Genomic DNA, 16,194 nt, shown 5'->3' on the forward strand with positions numbered 1-16,194 from the left:
TCAGACCGCTACCGGGCGGCAGCTCTTGCAGGCGCGGTAGCCGGCCCGGTGGGCCTCGCCCGCGCTCGCGAACGGCACGCGGTGCGGGGGCGTGATGCGCCGGGCGTGCGCGCAGGTGGGATGGCAGTAGATGTGCGTGGTGTCGCTGCCGAGGAAGACGGCGCCGCTGCGCGACCACTGGCGCACCTCGGCCATGTCGATGCCCTCGGCCCGGCGCAGCGCCTCCCCGGCGGACGGCAGGTAGCCGGCGTCGCAGGGCGCGCCGTTGTCGTAGGTGACGCGGTGGCAGGGGACCAGCACCGGAAGGGGGTTGGACGCGAGGATCGCGGCCAGCCGCTCCGTGAGGTCGGCCGCCTCCCGGTCCCGGGTCCCCTCCTCGGCTCCGGGGCCGGGGCCGGTGTCGTCCGCCGTTCCGCCCGTGGCTCCGGTCGCGGCACCGCTCGCGACACCGCCGGGGGCTGCGGTCGTGGCCGCGGTTCCGGTCGCGGTCGCCGGACCGGTCGCGGGTGCCGTTCCGGGTCCGGCCGGGAGACCGGTACCCGCCTCGTGGGCGATCCAGGACATCGGGCGCAGCTGGCCGGGCGGGATCGTGCGCACGGCCGCCAGCACGCGGGTCGCCGGTGCCCCGGCCGGCCCGAGGTCCAGCGGCAGCGCGCGGGCGCGCGCCGTGCGCAGGGCGGTGGCCAGCCCGGGGAACGCCTTGCGCGCCGGGATCGCGGAACGCCCGGTGCGGGCCCGGTGCAGTTCCTCGAACCCCTCGGCGGTCAGTCCCGCGCCGCCCAGGGCGGACCCGGTGATCCGCTCCGGTGTGAAGGCCACGAACAGCGCGCCCGCGGGCGTGTCCAGCGAGACGTACGTGTCGTAGCGGTCCCGTGGGACGCCCACCCTCTGGAGGATGCGCAGCGCGAAGTCCACCGGGGCCGGCGGCATGTCCTCGGCCCCGGCTCCGGGCAGCTGCTCGCGAGGGGTCGCGTCCTCGTGGGCGTCCCCGTGCGAAGCCCCCCAAGGGGCCTCGTGTCCGCTCACGTCCTCACCTCCCTCAGCTCCTCGTCCGGCGCCAACAGCCGCCGCAGGTCCCCCATCGCGCGCGAGACCTGTGCCTTGGCGGTGCCGACCGGACAGCCCTGCACCTGCGCCACCTCGGCGTAGCTCATGCCGACCACGTGCCGTAAGACCACCGGTATCCGGTAGTACTCCGGCAGCTCCGACAGCGCCGCGACCAGGCGGTCGCGGTCGTCGGCGTTCAGTGCCCGCTCGGCGGGCCCCGGCCGGTGGTCGGACCAGGTGTCCTGGGCGTCGTCGACCCGCATGACCGACACCGGACGGCGCACGCTGCTGCGCACATGATTACGCCACACGTTCGCAGCGATCGTCATCAGCCAGGCGCGCGGGCTCAGCTGCCTGCGACGCTCGGGCGAGTACGACTGCAGCGCCGTGTAGGCGCGCAGGAACGTGTCCTGCCCCAGGTCGTCCGCCTCCGCGGGCGACCCGGACACGCGCAGCAGGAACGCGTGCACCCCCCTGGCGTGGATGCGGACGAGCTCCGTGAAGCCGTCGTCCAGATCCGCCGCCAGCAGGTCTGTCAGCTGCTCGGCCACCTTGTCCATCACTGTAGAAACACCGCCCTCGGGGAAAGGGTTGCTGGGGGCGCGCTGAGCACGGGGTCGTCGGCGTCGATGGCCTCGTACAGCAGGCGCAGCCGCGGTACGGGCTGGATGCCGAAGGAGTCGCCGAGGCGGCTGTGCAGCCGCCGGAACACGCCCAGGGCCTCGTCGCGCCGGTCGGAGCGGTGGAGGGCGAGCATGTACTGGGCGTGGATGTTCTCGTGGGTGGGGTGTGCGGCGGCCAGGGTCCGCAGCTCGTCGAGGAGCTCGCGGTGGCGGCCCAGGCGCAGGTCGGCCTCGACCCGCCACTGCAGGACGCTGGTGCGCGCCTCCTCCAGCTCGACGATGTGCGGGGAGCTGAGCGCACCTGACGTCACGTCGGCCAGCACCGGCCCGCGCCAGACGGCGAGGGCGTCGGCGAACAGCCGGGTCGCGCGCTCCGGTGCGCCGGCGGCGGAGGCCTCGCGGCCGCGGGCGGCCAGGGCCTCGAAGCGCAGCCGGTCGCTGGCCCGCGGGTCGAGGGCGAACTGGTAGCCCTGGTTGCGGGTGACGAGGGTGCGGCTGTGGTCGGCGGGCGGGCTGCGCAGGATCTGGCGTATGTAGAGGACGTAGGTCTGGAGGGTGGACATCGCGGTCTTGGGCGGGTGCGATCCCCATAACTCGGTGATGCAGTCGCTGGCCCGGACCGCGCGGTTGGCGTTGAGCAGGAGGAACGCGAGCAGTTGGCGGGGCTTGGGGGCGCTGGGTGTCCGGTTCTCGCCGTCGACGACGAGGGACAGCGGGCCGAGGACGCCGGCCCGGACCGAGCCGCCGGCGTCCGGCGGGGCGGGCGCGCTCATACGAGGTCCTGTTCGTACTCGCTGAGGCTCTTGACGATGATCCCGCGGAGCACCACCCGCCAGATCTGGGCGAGCTGGACCACCGGGCTCGCGGCAGGGTCGCCGGCCAGGGACTCCGTGCCGCCGCGCAGGGCCAGTTCGTCGCGCAGTTGCAGTTCGGCGCCGGCGACGAGGTGGGCGGCGAGGGCCGCCAGGGCGTCGGGGTCGCTGCCGGGGCGCAGGCCGCACTCCTCCTGGGCGCGGCGGAACAGGTCGCGCAGGACGGGCAGCCATTCGGAGGCCCAGGTGGAGCGGGAGCACTCGCGCGCCAGCCGGGCCGCCGCGCGGACCTCGACGTTCTCCTCGAGCAACCGGGCGAGCGTCACCGTGAGGGCGACGCCGGTGGCGAGGGCCGGTCGGTGTTTGGCGACCACGTCGGCGATCGCGTCGCGCACCTGTTCGCGGCCCTGCTGCTGCACGGCCTCGGCGAGGGCGCGTTTGGTGGGGAAGTGGAAGGTCAGCGCCCCCATGGAGATGCCGGCGAGTTGGTTGATCTGCGTCAGGGTCGTCCCCTCGTAGCCGGAGCGGTCGAACTCGGTCGAGGCCGCCTGGACGAGGAGTGAGCGGGTGCGCATGGCTCTCTGCTGCCGTGCCATGGACATTTCTCCGTGTCGTCGGGATCCGTCGGGCCCGGGGGGCCTCGTGCCATCCTAGAACATAGAGAACGTTCGCTATGCTTTTTTGTGTCAACCGTCAGACTGATGACGCGCGCACAGGGGGAACGCCCATGGCCGTCCACCGCTCCTCGATCCCGTCCGCACCGGTGTCCACATCCGCGTCCACGTCGGCACTCACGTCCGTGTCCGCGTCCGGCTTCGGGGCGGAACGGTCCGCCGCCCTCTCCGCGTTCACCGAAGAGGTCTTCGGGCACCTGCCGCGCCAGGACCAGCGCCGCTGGGCGGAGACCTACGTGAAGGGCCTGCTCGGCACGCCGGGCAGGAAGTCGGTGCGGCGGATGGCGGCGGCGGTGTCCGCCGCGCCCACCGCGTCGCAGTCCCTGCACCAGTTCGTCAGCGAGAGCCCGTGGCCGTGGGAGCCGTCGAGGCGGGCCCTGGCCCGCTGGGCCGGCGAGCGGGCCCCGGTCCTGGCATGGACCCTGTCGGCGGTGGTCGCCCCCAAGCGGGGCGGACACTCGGTGGGGGTGCACCGCCGCTTCGACGAGGCGGCCGGACGGCTCGTCAACTGCCAGGTGGGCATGGGCATCCACGTCTCGACCCGGCGCGGGGACGTCCCCGTGGACTGGCGGCTGCACCTGCCCGAGGCCTGGTGCGGGGACCCCCACTTACGGCGGCGGGCCCGCATACCCGACTCGGCCGACGCACGCCCGCTGTGGGGGCAGGCCCTGGGCCTGGTCGAGGCCCTGGCCGGGCGCACCGCGGGGGACCCCCCTCCGGTGGTCGCCGACGGCACGGAGCTGGACGACTGCGCGGCCCTGGCCGCGGGGCTCAGCGGTCGCAGCCACCGCTTCCTGGTGACCGTACCGGGCAACCTGGCCGTACACGCCGGGCCGGCGCTGGGCGCCCAGCGGCACCCGCGCGGGCCGGCGCCGGCCGAGCGCCTGTGCGTGGACGACCACCTGCTGCAGCGGGGCTCGTCGCTGCGGCCGCCGGCGCCGCCACGCCGGCTCCCCGGCCTGCCGGGGCGCGGCTCCGGGGGGCCGCTGTGGACGCTCTCCGGGCCGGTGCACCTGCCCCACTCCCCCCACACCCTGCGCCTGCTGGCCCAGTGGCGGCCGCGGCGCGACCGGCCGGCGCGGATCTGGCTGACGAACCTCGTGCACGCCCGACCGGACGAACTCCTGCCCCTGGTCGACGCGCAGGCCCGCACCGGCGCAGCGGTGGACGCGCTGTGCGGGGACTTCGGCCTGCTGGACTTCGAGGGGCGCTCCTTCCCGGGCTGGCACCACCACACGACGCTGGTCTCGGCGGCGTACGGCTGGCACGCCCTGTCCGGGGCGCCGACGGACCCGGACGGCCACCGGCCCGCCCGACCGGCGCCCCGACACGGCCCAGCCGTACCCCCTCGAGCACTGCAGCACGCCGGCTGCTGACGCCGACACCCCAACGGCGCGCGGCGTTAACGCCGTTAACGCCGTGACGCGGGCGGGCCCCGTGCCGACGGTGGACCGTCGGCACGGGGCCCGGAAGGGTGCGGTGGAGGGCGACTCCTCCGCGGACCGCGGTTACTTCACGTTCACGGCCGTCCAGGCCTTGGCGACCGCCGCGTACTCGGCGCCGGACGCACCGTAGAGGTCGCTCGCCGCCTGCAGCGTGGCGGTCCGCGCGCCGGCGTAGTTGGTCGTGGAGGTCATGTACGTCGACAGCGCCTTGTACCAGATCTTGTACGCCTTGACGCGGCCGATGCCGGTGACCGTCGAACCGTTGTAGGTGGGCGAGTCGTAGCTCACGCCGTTGATCGTCTTGGCGCCGCTGCCCTCGGACAGCAGGTAGAAGAAGTGGTTCGCCACGCCGGACGAGTTGTGGACGTCCAGGCGGCCGACGGTCTTCGACCAGTAGTCGGCCGAGGAGCCGTCCTTGCTGGGCTTGTCCATGTAGCGCAGCGGCGTGCCGTTGCCCCGGATGTCGATCTTCTCGCCGATGAGGTAGTCGCCCTGGTCCGAGGCGTTGTTGGCGTAGAACTCCACCGCGGTGCCGAGGATGTCGGAGGTGGCCTCGTTCAGGCCGCCCGACTCGCGGCTGTAGTTCAGGCCGGCGGTGGACGCGGTCAGGCCGTGGCTCATCTCGTGGCCGGCCACGTCCAGCGAGGTCAGCGGCTTGGCGTTGCCGGCACCGTCGCCGTAGGTCATGCAGAAGCAGCTGTCGTCCCAGAACGCGTTGACGTACGCGTTGCCGTAGTGGACGCGGGAGTAGGCGCCGACGCCGTCGCCGCGGATGCCCAGGCGGCCCAGCTCGTTCTTGTAGAAGTCCCAGGTGACGGCCGCGCCGTAGGCGGCGTCCACACCGGCGGTCTGGCGGTTGGTCACCGAGCCGTTGCCCCAGACGTCGTCCGCGTCGGTGAAGAGCGAGCCGGTGCCGTTGGTGCCGCCGTTCAGGTCGTAGGTCTTGTGCCCGCCGCGGCCGCCGTCGGTCAGCTGGTACGTGCTGCCGCTGAGCGTCGTGCCGAGCGGGACGGAACCGCTGTACTGGCTGGTGCCGGTGCCCTTGGAGACGGCGTCGTAGCGGTAGAGGACCTTGCCGGTGCGGGCGTCGGTGATGGTGTGCACCCGGGACGGGGTGCCGTCGGCGTCGGTGCCGTTCTTGACGGACTCCCAGGCCAGGGTCGGCTTGCCGGAGGCGGCCCAGACGACCTTGCGGGCGCCCTTGTGGGCCGCGGTCGCGGCCGAGGTGGCGGTGGGCACGGCTATGTCCGCGGCGATCGCGCGGGTGGTGCGCAGGGCGCCGTTCGCCTTCTTGTGGACCACGAGGTCGCCGCCGAGCACCGGGAGGCCGGCGAACGTGCGCTCGTAGCGGGTGTGCACCGTGCCGTCGCCGTCGCGGATCACGTCGCGGGCGATCAGGGCCTCGCCGGCGCCCAGACCGATGGCCTTGGCGGTGGCGGCGGCACCGGACTGCGCCTGCGCGATGGCGGCGGCCCGCTGCGGGGCGGTCTGGACGACCGCGCTCGCGGCGGCGGTCCGGTCGGGCTGGGCGGCGGCGGGGCCGCTCTGCGCCGCGAGCGCGACCATCGCGGCCGACGCGATCAGGGCGCCTGCGGCGGCCCGGGCGCGGGTCGTGCGGGGGGAAGAGGACCGGAGGTGGGTAGCCACGCGGGAGCTCCTTCGTCAGTCGTGGGGGGACTGGGTCGAAAGAGTGCCAGCGAAACGATCTGTTTGACAGGTGCGCAACAAGCATTTGACCTGCTGTTGTCCGAAGGACGAACTCCGTTGTCCGTTTTCCGGTTTACCTCCCCGTTCGCTCGTGCTCCCCGGCCACACACGGTCCCCACGGCCTCCGTGCGGCCTTCACATGTCCTTCGCGCGCCCTTCGCGCGCGCCCGGGCGGACACCCGGGCCGCACGGCGGGGCCGGGTGCGCCGTACGGCCCGGGGAGGGCGGGAGCGAGCGGTCCGGTCAGGCGAGCCCGGAGACGTCGCGGAGCCCGACCAGCGCCTCGAACGCCGTGCCGTCGCCCTGCACCGCGGTGACGCGCACCGCCTCGGCCGGCTCCGTCGGGTCCGCCGGTTCCGCCGGGTGGCCCGGGCCGCCCGAGGTCGCTCCGGGGGGTTCCGACGTCCCGGCCGGACCTGCCGGACCGGCCGAGCCCGGCGAACCTGCCGAACCCACCGCCCCGACCGTCCCGGTCGCCGCGGCCGGCCGGGCCTCGATCCAGCACGGCTGGTCGAACTCGACGTACTTGCGGAAGGCGACGTCCATGGAGGCGGGCCAGCGCGCCGCCGCGTCGCCGGGCCGGGCGGCGTACCCGGCCTGCCGGGCGGCCTCCAGCAGGAGCATGCCCGGGGCGTGGTCCACGGGGTGGTCGAACAGGACGGGGTGCGCGGTGTCCACGCGCAGCCGCCACCGCCCGGCCCGGTCGCCGGGCGCCAGCACGACGTCCTGGGCGCGCTCGCGGGCGCAGTGCTCGGGCAGGACGGGAAGGGGCGGCCGCGGGATGTCCCAGAAGGCGGCCTTGATGCTGTCGCGCCCCGCCCGCAGCCGGCGGTAGACGGCGGGGGTGTGACAGCTGAAGTCGGTGCTGGCGACGGCCAACAGGTCGTCGCCGCGGGTGATCTCGTAGCGCAGGCTCAGCGCCGCGGGTAACCCGCGCCGGTAGGTGGCGTCGGTACAGGTCACGTGCAGGCGCAGGTCGGCCGGAGTGCGGCCGACGGGCATGGCCTGCGGATTGACCGCGTAGTGGAGGTGACTCCACATCAACTGGTGCCCGAACGGCACCCCGTACTGGGTGTGGATCAGCAGGGGCAGCGTCTGGCGGATGGTCTCGCAGAGCAGGAGCGGGTCGTAGAGGCCGTGGTCGGCCTGGTAGAAGCCGTGCAGCCGCGGCCACTGGGCGCCGATCACGAAACTGTCCGGGCCGCTGGCGGCGCAGTCGGTGAGGAACACGTCGGACAGGGCGGCCCTGTGCACGTACTCCTTGGCGACGGTGGTGGTCAGGGCGCCGGATGCGGGCGCCTCAGGTCGTTCGTCGATGATGAGCATGCCATTCCCCCTTGGCGTGCGTACAGGGGAGTCCCGGGCAACCGGACGGGCCGGGCGACTCGCCTGTAAAGTAAAGTACGTTCGCTTTGTTTGTCGAGGGAGGATCAACTCGTGGTCGAGCCGCGGTTGAAGCAGGAACGGGCGGTCAAAACGCGAGCGGCCATCATCCTGGCCGCCGCCGAGGTGTTCGACGAGGCCGGATACCACGGGGCGAGCATGCGCGAGATCATGAAACGCGCCGGCATCACCCTCGGGGCGGTGTACTTCCACTTCCCCAACAAGGAAGCACTGGCCGCTGCCGTGATGAACGCACAGCCGGAGACGATCGTGCCCAAGCTGCGCTCCGACGGGCTGCAGCGCCTGGTCGACATCACGCTCGTCTGGTCCCACCAGCTCCAGGTCGACAAGATCCTGCGCGCGGGCGTGCGGCTGGCCGTCGAGCAGTCCGGCTTCGGCATGCACAGCTCCGAGTCGTTCGACGAATGGCAGCGGATCATGGAGGCCTGCCTGCGGGACGCGGCGGAGCGCGGCGAACTGCGCGCGGGCGTCGACGCGCACCAGGTCGCCGAGTTCGTGGTCAGCGCCTGCACGGGCATGCAGCTGTACTCCGACCTGGTGGCCCGGCGCACCGACCTCCCGCGCCGCACGGTGGCCATGTGGGACCTGCTGCTCCCCGGGATCGCGAGCGAGGGCGCCGCCCCGAACGTCAGGTGCAGCGTGCGCCGCGCCGCGTCGCTGGTACCGACGGAGCCGGCCGCGTGACCGCCCCCGGCCCGACGTCCGCCCCCGCGCCCGCCGCCGCCCCCGGCCCCACGCCCCACGCCGCGCCCACGCCCGTCCGGTCCCCGCTGCCGGAGTCGCTCGCCGGAGCCACCGTCGTGCTGGTCGGGGGCAGTTCGGGCATCGGCCTGGCGGCCGCCCGACTGCTGGCCGGCCTCGGAGCCCGACCCGTCCTGGTGGGCCGCGACGCCGACCGGCTGGCCGCCGCGGCGGCCTCCGTCGCCGCCGCCGCCCGGACCGCGCCGGGCGCGCCGCCCGCGCCGGTACGGACGTACGTCTCCGACGTGCGCGACGAGGAGCGGCTCGGCGCCCTGCTCGACGAACTCGGCACGGTCGACCACGTCCTGGTCTCCGCGGGCACCGCGACCCGCGGGGCGGTCACCGCGACCACCCGCGAGGACGTGGCCGACAGCGTCGAGGGACGGTTCTGGGGCGCCTACGCCGTGGCCCGGGCCGCCACCCCCCGGCTGACCGCCGGGGGCTCGATCACGTACCTCTCGGGCGTCTACGTCGTGCGCCCGGTGCCCAACGGCGCCGCCGTGATCGCCGCCGCGGCCGCCGTCGAGGGCCTCACCAGGTCCCTCGCCGTGGAACTCGCACCGCGCAGGATCCGGGTGAACGCGGTGCGTTCGGGCACCGCCGACACCCCCATGCTGCGGCGCAGGCTGCCGGACGACGCTGCCGTGGCCGACGCCGGGCGCGCCATGCCGCTCGGGCGTTACGGGACGGCCGAGGAGGTGGCCGCCGCGGCGCTGTTCCTGATGGCCAACGCGTACGTCACCGGCACCGTCCTGACCGTCGACGGCGGCCAGTCGCTGCTCTGACGCCGGGGTTGGTGCGGGGCGGGTCGGGAACGGTCCGGCCCCGTACCGGCCGCCCTGACCAGCACATCGCCGGACGTTTGCCATCATGTGATAAAACGCCGGAGCATGAGCGGATTACGCATGCTTGCGCACAAAGTCGTCATGATCACCGGCGCGTCGAGCGGCATCGGCGCCGCGGCCGCCCACCGGTTCGCCGCCGAAGGCGCCGCGGTGGTGCTGTTCGCCCGCCGCCGGGACCGGCTCGACGCCCTCGTCCAGGAGATCACCGGGGCCGGCGGGCTGGCCTCGGCGGTGGCGGGGGACGTGACCGACCCCGCGGACGTCGCCCGCGCGGTCGCGGCCGCGGTGGAGACGTACGGCCGCCTCGACGGCGCCTTCAACAACGCCGGCTGGGCCACCGCGGGCACGCCGCTGCACGAGACCGAGGACGCGGTCTTCGACCGGGTCCTCGACGTCAACCTGCGCGGGGTGTGGAACTGCCTCAAGTCGCAGATCCCGGTGCTGGCCGAGGCCGGCGGCGGCGCCGTCGTCAACACCTCCAGCGTCGCCGGCGTCCTGGCCACCGGAGCCACCGCCCCCTACGTCGCCGCCAAGCACGCGGTGATCGGCCTGACCCGGGCCGCCGCCGCCGAGTACGCCGCCCGGGGCGTGCGGGTCAACTCCCTGGTGGTCGGCAGCACCCGGACCGAGCTGATGGAGGAGGTGCTCGACCACACCCCGTCCCTCATGGAGTCGTTCACCCGGCGCTCCCTGCAGCAGCGCATGGCCGCCCCGGACGAGGTGGCCCAGGCCGCCGCGTGGCTGCTGAGCGACCGCGCCTCCTTCGTCACGGGCGCGGCGGTGCCGGTGGACGGGGGGTGGACCGCGGCCTGACCGGTCCGGAGCCGCACGGCCCGGCCCGTGCCCGTCCCGGCGTGTCCGGGCCGATCAGGATCCGAGAAGCGGGGTCCGCGAAGCGGCCTCTAGCCTGATTTTCATGGACATCACGATTCACACGACCTCCCTGCCGCACGACGACCCGGACGCCTCGCTCGTGTTCTACCGCGACGTGCTCGGCTTCGAGGTCCGCAGCGACGCCGGCCAGGGCAGGATGCGCTGGATCACGGTCGGCCCGGCCGGTCAGCCGGGGGTGTCGATCCTGCTGACGCCGCCCGCCGCCGATCCCGGCATCACCGAGGACGAGCGCCGCACGGTCACCGAGATGATGGCCAAGGGCACCTACGGCTGGATCCTGCTGGCCACCCCGGACGTCGACGCCGTGTTCGAGAGGGTGCGGGCCGGTGACACCGAGGTGGTCCAGGAGCCGACGGACCAGCCGTACGGCATCCGCGACTGCGCGTTCCGCGACCCGGCGGGCAACCTGGTCCGCATCCAGCAGGTCCGCTGACCCAGCGGGAGTCGGTGCGGCCGTGCCGAGTCGAAGGACGAGGGACGAGGGACGAAGGACGAAGGGGAGGGATCTCATGTGCAGGCCCGAATGGCGGCGTGCGCGCATCCAGGCGCAGCGCCTGTCCGATCTCGCGCGGCTGCGCCGCGTCCGCGACCGGATCGACCGGGAGTACGCGCAGCCGCTGGACGTGGCGGCGCTCGCGCGCGACGCGAACATGTCCGTCGAGCACCTGAGTCTGCAGTTCCGGGACGCCTACGGCGAGTCGCCGTCGGCGTACCTGATGACGCGTCGCACCGAGCGGGCGGCAGCGTTGCGGCTGCGGGGCGGCGGCCCCGGCGTCGACGGGGTCTGACGCACGGTCGTCCGCGCGTCGCCCCGCCACCGTGGGGACGAGCGGGCCGTCCTGGGCAGGCCACGCGAACGCGGGCGGCCGTCCCCCGGCGCTTCGTGGTGTGACACCCCGAAGCGTGGGGAACGGCCGCCTGCGTCGTCCCGAGAGCCCTAGGTCAGCACGTCGCGTGGTCCGCGACGTCGGACCGCCGGCTCAGACGGTGGACGGTACGTCGGTCCGGCTGCTGCCGGAAGCGTGCGGAGCGCCATCCTGTGCCGCCAGGCCCGGCCGCCAGATGCGCGGCCCCAGGTCCAGGGCCAGCGCCGGCACCAGCAGGCTGCGCACCAGGAACGTGTCGAGGAGGATGCCGACCGCCACCAGCAGGCCCTGCTGCAGTGCGCTCACCGTGGGGATGGCCGCGAGGACCAGGAACGTGGCGGCCAGCACCACGCCCGCCGAGGTGATGACACCACCGGTCACCGTGACCGCGGTGGTGATGCCCTCGCGGTGGCCGCGCAGTGCCACCTCTTCCCGGGCCCGCGTCATCAGGAAGATGGTGTAGTCGACGCCCAGCGCGACCAGGAAGATGAAGCCGAACAGCACCAGCCCGCGGTCGATCTTCGCGTGGTCGAGCGCGTGGAACAGCAGCGAGGCCGCACCGACGGCCGCACCGAACGACAGCACCACGGACACGAGCAGCATCAGCGACGCGGTGACCGCCCGCAGCAGGACGAGGAGCATCACCAGCACCACCGCGAGGATCAGCGGGATGAGCAGCTTCTCCTCGTCGCCCTGCGCCTCGGAGACGTCGAGCGCCACCGCGGTCTGTCCGCCGACGACCGCCTTGGCGGCCGGCCCGCTCGTGCCGTCCAGCGCCGTCCGGATGTCCCGGACGGTGTCCTTGGCGGCCGCGGAGTCGGGAGCGTCACGCAGCACTGCGGTCAGATGCGTCCAGCCGCCCTTCGCCACCTGGGTGTTCACCGAGGACACACCGGGCACCTTGGCGACGGTGGCCGCCGCGGCGTCCGCCCCGGCGTCGGGGACGTACACGTCCGCGGGAGCGGACGAGCCGGCCGGGAAGTGCTTGGCCAGGACCTGCTGGCCGGTGACCGACTCGACCTTGTTGGTGAACTGCTCGGCCTGCGTCTGGCCGGTCTGCACGCCGAAGATGCCCAGCGTCATGAGACCCAGCACCAGCGCCGTGCCGATCCACACCGCGCGCGGGCGGCGTGCCACGGCCCCGGCGATCCGGGCCCACCTGCCGTGCCCCTGCGCCGAGACCGGGTCGTAGCCCTCGGTGACGCGCGGCTTGACGGGCCAGAACACCCAACGGCCCAGGATCACCAGCAGCGCCGGCAGCAGCGAGGTCATGGCGAAGAACACCAGGACCACGCCGATGGCGACGACCGGTCCCAGACCCTTGGTGCTGTTCATGCTGCCGAACACCAGGCACAGCGTCGCGATCGTCACGGTCGCGGCGGAGGCGGCCAGGGCCGGCAGCGAGCCGTGCACGGCCAGCGCCATCGCGTCGTGGCGGTCCTCGTACCGGTGCAGCTCCTCCCGGTAACGGGCGATGAGCAGCAGGGCGTAGTCGGTGCCGACGCCCACCGCCAGCACCATGAGGACGTAGGCGCTCTGGCCGTTGACCACGAGACCCGCGTGCTTGGCGAGGAGGTAGACCACGCCGCTCGCCACCTGGCTGGCCAGCCCCACGGCGATCAGCGGGATCAGCCACAGCACCGGGCTGCGGTAGGTGATGAGCAGGAGCAGCGCCACCACGCCGAGCGCTGCGCCCATGAGCGCGCCGTCCATGCCGGAGTACACGTCGGCGAAGTCGGCGATGCTGCCGGCCTCACCGGTGATCTTGATGTCGAGACCGGCGGGGGCGCCGTCGGAGGTGAGCTTGCCGACCTCCTTCACGCCGTCGGTGAGCACGGTGACGTCGCTGGGCGAGGTGCGCAGCGGAACGCTGACGAAGGCCGCGACCTTGTCCTGGGAGACCACGGCGGAGGAGATGTTGCCGGAGGCCACGTCGGCGAGCCGGCCGCGGTCGCCGTCGATCCGGGTCAGGTCGGCCTGGGTGAGGCCGCCCTCGCGGGCGTAGACGATGACGGCGGAGCTGGAGTCCTTGTCGGCGAAGTACTCCTCCGCGAGCTGCACCGCCTTGGTGGACTGGGCGCTCGAGGGGAGCCAGGTCTCGGGGTCGTTGTCCTGTACGTCCGCCAGGCCGGCGGCCAGCGAGCCGCCGATGCCCATGAGGAGGAGCCACAGGACGAGCACGACCCACTTGGAGCGCCGGCCGGCGACGAAGGAGGCGTATCGGCTCGCAACGGTGGGGGAGGTAGCGGGCGGTGGATCCGTTTCCGTCGGGGATGGTGCCGGGATCTGGGTCGTCATGTGACTCTCGCTGAGGGTCAGGAGCCGTGGAGCGGGGGCTCGTACGGGACTGGTTACACAAAGGTTCTTCACCTGGGTGGTGGAGTCCCGATAGAGCGCCCCTCGAGTTGGCTGGAACCCTGATTCCCACGCCTGATGGCGGCCCGATTCTGGCTGATTCCTTATTCAGGCTTTACGCGTTCGATCAGGAATGCGAGGAAGTGGCCGCATGATCGGCCGTCAGGCGGGCGGCTCTCGTGCGCGCCGGCACGATCTGCCACATCACCGCTGGTCGCCGGGGGTGGCGTCCCGTCGCTCAAGCAATTCTCGAGTTCGCGGGTCACATTCGTGGGGCGGGCTCCGTCATTGTGGTGACGAACGGACAACACCTACTGAGGGAGCTCCCGATGAAGGCTCGCATGAAGAACCCCGCCCAGGTTCTGCCGGACGCCATGAGCGGCATCCAGAACCTCTACAAGGCCATGCACAAGGGCGGGGTCGACCCGCGCCTGCTGGAGCTGGTGCACCTGCGCGCGAGCCAGATCAACGGCTGCAGCGCCTGCGTCTACGCCGGCGCCACGGGTGCCAAGAAGGCCGGTGAGACCGACGAGCGCCTGCACGCCGTCGCCGCCTGGCGCGAGGCGCCGTTCTTCTCGGACGCCGAGCGCGCCGCCCTGGCGCTGGCCGAGTCCGCCACCCGGCTCGCCGACCGCAGCGGGCAGGGCGTGCCGGACGACGTCTGGGACGCGGCCGCCGACCACTTCTCGGAGGAGCAGCTCGCCGCCCTCATCCTCATGATCGCGACGACGAACTTCTTCAACCGACTGAACGTCACCATCCAGGAGCCCGCCGGCCAGAACTGGGGCTAGGCACTCCCCGCCGGACGCGGGGCCGACGGGAGGGCCGGCAGGCCGTCCCGTCGGCCGCGGGCGACGCGGCCCGCACCCCTCCCCACAGCGGCCGTTCCTCAGCGCTTCGTTGCTCGACGTCGAAGCGTGGGGAACGGCCGCCGGCGTTGTCCGGGGAGTCACGTTCCCCCTGGTCACCGCCGGCATGCCCGGCGGCGCCGCCGGCGGGCCCGGCGGGTGGCGCAAGCGGGCCGCTATCGGTTCTCGACCGTTGATCCATCGACGCACTCGAAGCTGCCGACACAGGGCGAGGTGAGAGCACCTCCGGTCGGCACGAGGAGTGCGAGATGCGCAAGGTCGTTTCCCGGGACGGCACGACGATCGCTTACGAGAAGTCGGGCGAGGGCCCCGCGCTCGTGCTGCTCAACGGTGCGTTCCGCGACCACACGATCTTCAACGATCTCGTCCCCGAGCTGGCGCAGCACTGCACCGTGTACGCCTACGACCGCCGCGGGCGCGGCCAGAGCGGCGACGCTCCCGAGTACGCCGTCGAGCGGGAGGTCGAGGACCTCCAGGCGGTGATCGAGGAGGCGGGCGGCTCAGCGGCCGTGTTCGCCGGGTCCACGGGCGCGAACCTGGCCATCGAGGCGGCGCTCGCGGGCACGCCGATCACCAGGCTCGCGCTCCACGAGCCGTTCTTCCGGGTCGACGGGTTCCCGAAGCCCCCCTTCAACGCCGCGCGGACGATCCAGGTGCTGCTGGAGCGCGACCGGCGCGACGAGGCGGCCGAGTTCTTCCTCGGCCCCGTCCTGGGCCTCGCCCCCGACACGGTCGCGGAGTGGCGCAGGAGCCCGATCTGGGCGATCAACGAGACGAACGCGCACACGCTGCTCTACGACATGGAGATCTGCGGCGACTTCACCGTCCCGGCCGACCGGCTCGCCGGCTTCCGGACCGAGACGCTGGTCCTCAACAGCGACAGCACCAGCGTCTGGCTGCGTGCGGCGGCGCAGGCGACCGCGGATGCCCTGCCCGACGGCCGGAGCCTCGAGCTGTCCGGGTCCTGGCACCGGATCGACATGGACGTGCTCGGCCGGACGCTGGCCGAGTTCGCCACCGCCTGAAGGGGTCCCGCCGCCCCGGCCCGCGCCGCCGCCCTGCAGCGCGGGGGACGTGCTCGACCCATCCCTGAAAGTCCGCCTTCTACCTCCCGGGAGAACACCACCGTGACCACGGCTCACACCCTGGCCGCCGGGGACACCGCGGAGGCGGCCCCGGCCGCCGCCCCCAGCGAGCGCGGCGCCACCGTGTGGCTGACCGGGCTCCCCAGCGCGGGCAAGACCACCCTCGCCCGTACCCTCGCCGACCGCCTCCGCGCCGACGGCCACGCGGTCGAGGTGCTCGACGGCGACGAGATCCGAGAGTTCCTCTCGTCGGGCCTGGGCTTCACCCGCGAGGACCGGCACACCAACGTGCAGCGGATCGGCTTCGTGGCCGAGTTGCTGGCCTCGCACGGCGTCAAGACGCTGGTGCCGGTCATCGCCCCGTACGCCGACTCCCGCGCCGCCGTCCGTGCCCGGCACGCCACCGTCGGCACGTCGTTCCTGGAGATCCACGTGGCCACCCCGGTCACGCTCTGCTCCCAGCGCGACGTGAAGGGCCTGTACGCCAAGCAGGCGGCCGGCGAGATCTCCGGCCTCACCGGCGTCGACGACCCGTACGAGGCCCCGGAGAACCCGGAGCTGCGCATCCAGACGCTCGGCCGCTCGGTGACCGAGTCCGCGGCCGAGCTGCACACCTTCCTGACCGAGAGGGGCCTGGCATGACGACCGCGACCCATCGCCCGATCAAGGCGTCGGGGAACCCCTTCGCGCTGACGCACCTGGACGCCCTGGAGTCCGAGGCGATCCACATCATCCGCGAGGTGGCGGGCGAGTTCGAGAAGCCGGTGATCCTCTTCTCCGGCGGCAAGGACTCGATCGTCATGCTGCACCTGGCGCTCAAGGCGTTC

At 73.3% G+C, this 16,194-nt stretch carries 16 protein-coding genes and 1 pseudogene; 10 read left to right on the forward strand and 7 right to left on the reverse strand.

Translation table 11 applies throughout. The features are described from left to right. Genes ACIQCH_RS35110 through ACIQCH_RS35125 form a run of 4 tightly spaced genes read right to left on the reverse strand, consistent with a single transcriptional unit; the run spans nucleotide 1 to nucleotide 3,078 of the window. Complete coding sequence (locus ACIQCH_RS35110; RefSeq protein WP_402587819.1) at nucleotides 1-1,026, reverse strand: Ada metal-binding domain-containing protein; 1,026 nt, start codon at nucleotides 1,024-1,026, stop codon at nucleotides 1-3. Then, complete coding sequence (locus ACIQCH_RS35115; protein WP_402587821.1) at nucleotides 1,023-1,607, reverse strand: RNA polymerase sigma factor; 585 nt, start codon at nucleotides 1,605-1,607, stop codon at nucleotides 1,023-1,025. The genes ACIQCH_RS35110 and ACIQCH_RS35115 overlap by 4 nt, the downstream gene beginning before the upstream one ends. Next, on the reverse strand, nucleotides 1,607-2,443 hold the full coding sequence (locus ACIQCH_RS35120) for a BTAD domain-containing putative transcriptional regulator (RefSeq protein ID WP_402587823.1): 837 nt from the start codon (nucleotides 2,441-2,443) through the stop codon (nucleotides 1,607-1,609). Before ACIQCH_RS35120 ends, ACIQCH_RS35115 begins: the two co-directional genes overlap by 1 nt. Further along, nucleotides 2,440-3,078, reverse strand: a complete 639-nt coding sequence (locus ACIQCH_RS35125; RefSeq protein WP_402587825.1) for a TetR family transcriptional regulator — start codon at nucleotides 3,076-3,078, stop codon at nucleotides 2,440-2,442. The genes ACIQCH_RS35120 and ACIQCH_RS35125 overlap by 4 nt, the downstream gene beginning before the upstream one ends. 131 nt (nucleotides 3,079-3,209) lie before the next feature. Here ACIQCH_RS35125 and ACIQCH_RS35130 point away from each other — a divergent pair, with 131 nt between their 5' ends. Continuing rightward, nucleotides 3,210-4,532, forward strand: coding sequence for an IS701 family transposase (locus tag ACIQCH_RS35130; RefSeq protein ID WP_402587827.1), 1,323 nt, complete (start codon nucleotides 3,210-3,212; stop codon nucleotides 4,530-4,532). Between the two features lie 132 nt (nucleotides 4,533-4,664). Here ACIQCH_RS35130 and ACIQCH_RS35135 read toward each other — a convergent pair whose 3' ends face one another. Further along, complete coding sequence (locus ACIQCH_RS35135; protein ID WP_402587829.1) at nucleotides 4,665-6,248, reverse strand: M4 family metallopeptidase; 1,584 nt, start codon at nucleotides 6,246-6,248, stop codon at nucleotides 4,665-4,667. A 303-nt stretch (nucleotides 6,249-6,551) separates the two neighbouring features. After that, nucleotides 6,552-7,634: a ScbA/BarX family gamma-butyrolactone biosynthesis protein gene (locus ACIQCH_RS35140; RefSeq protein ID WP_402587831.1), complete on the reverse strand. Its 1,083-nt coding sequence runs from the start codon at nucleotides 7,632-7,634 to the stop codon at nucleotides 6,552-6,554. A 90-nt stretch (nucleotides 7,635-7,724) separates the two neighbouring features. Here ACIQCH_RS35140 and ACIQCH_RS35145 point away from each other — a divergent pair, with 90 nt between their 5' ends. The 5 genes and pseudogenes from ACIQCH_RS35145 to ACIQCH_RS35165 all read left to right on the forward strand — a co-directional run. Next, nucleotides 7,725-8,396 carry a ScbR family autoregulator-binding transcription factor gene (locus ACIQCH_RS35145; RefSeq protein ID WP_234332252.1) on the forward strand — a complete coding sequence of 224 codons (672 nt, stop codon included), beginning with the start codon at nucleotides 7,725-7,727 and terminating at the stop codon, nucleotides 8,394-8,396. Continuing rightward, a complete protein-coding gene (locus ACIQCH_RS35150) occupies nucleotides 8,393-9,238 on the forward strand; it encodes an SDR family oxidoreductase (protein WP_402587833.1) in 846 nt (281 codons plus the stop codon). The genes ACIQCH_RS35145 and ACIQCH_RS35150 overlap by 4 nt, the downstream gene beginning before the upstream one ends. Before the next feature lie 120 nt (nucleotides 9,239-9,358). After that, nucleotides 9,359-10,111 (forward strand): SDR family NAD(P)-dependent oxidoreductase, encoded by a 753-nt coding sequence (locus ACIQCH_RS35155; RefSeq protein WP_402587835.1) that lies wholly within the window; start codon nucleotides 9,359-9,361, stop codon nucleotides 10,109-10,111. Nucleotides 10,112-10,214: 103 nt separating this feature from the next. Continuing rightward, the gene (locus ACIQCH_RS35160; protein ID WP_402587837.1) at nucleotides 10,215-10,625 is read left to right on the forward strand and encodes a VOC family protein; all 411 of its coding nucleotides are present in this window, start codon (nucleotides 10,215-10,217) and stop codon (nucleotides 10,623-10,625) included. A gap of 76 nt (nucleotides 10,626-10,701) precedes the next feature. After that, nucleotides 10,702-10,953 (forward strand): annotated as a pseudogene (locus tag ACIQCH_RS35165) (AraC family transcriptional regulator); the annotation flags it as partial. 219 nt (nucleotides 10,954-11,172) lie between these two features. Here ACIQCH_RS35165 and ACIQCH_RS35170 read toward each other — a convergent pair. Beyond that, on the reverse strand, nucleotides 11,173-13,356 hold the full coding sequence (locus ACIQCH_RS35170; RefSeq protein WP_402587839.1) for an MMPL family transporter: 2,184 nt from the start codon (nucleotides 13,354-13,356) through the stop codon (nucleotides 11,173-11,175). A gap of 386 nt (nucleotides 13,357-13,742) precedes the next feature. Between ACIQCH_RS35170 and ACIQCH_RS35175 the strand changes: the two genes are divergently transcribed. The 4 genes from ACIQCH_RS35175 to ACIQCH_RS35190 form a co-directional block, all read left to right on the forward strand. Beyond that, nucleotides 13,743-14,204, forward strand: coding sequence for a carboxymuconolactone decarboxylase family protein (locus ACIQCH_RS35175; protein ID WP_402587841.1), 462 nt, complete (start codon nucleotides 13,743-13,745; stop codon nucleotides 14,202-14,204). Nucleotides 14,205-14,530: 326 nt separating this feature from the next. Beyond that, nucleotides 14,531-15,307, forward strand: a complete 777-nt coding sequence (locus tag ACIQCH_RS35180) for an alpha/beta fold hydrolase (RefSeq protein ID WP_402587843.1) — start codon at nucleotides 14,531-14,533, stop codon at nucleotides 15,305-15,307. Nucleotides 15,308-15,427: 120 nt separating this feature from the next. Next, entirely contained in the window at nucleotides 15,428-16,009 is a 582-nt protein-coding gene (gene cysC / locus ACIQCH_RS35185) for an adenylyl-sulfate kinase (RefSeq protein ID WP_402587849.1), read from the forward strand. Further along, the coding region (locus ACIQCH_RS35190; RefSeq protein ID WP_402587845.1) for a phosphoadenosine phosphosulfate reductase family protein at nucleotides 16,006-16,194 on the forward strand (189 nt) is incomplete at its 3' end. The genes cysC and ACIQCH_RS35190, both read left to right, overlap by 4 nt.

This window comes from Streptomyces sp. NPDC093225 (assembly GCF_044753805.1).
In the GTDB taxonomy this organism is placed as follows: Bacteria; Actinomycetota; Actinomycetes; order Streptomycetales; family Streptomycetaceae; genus Streptomyces.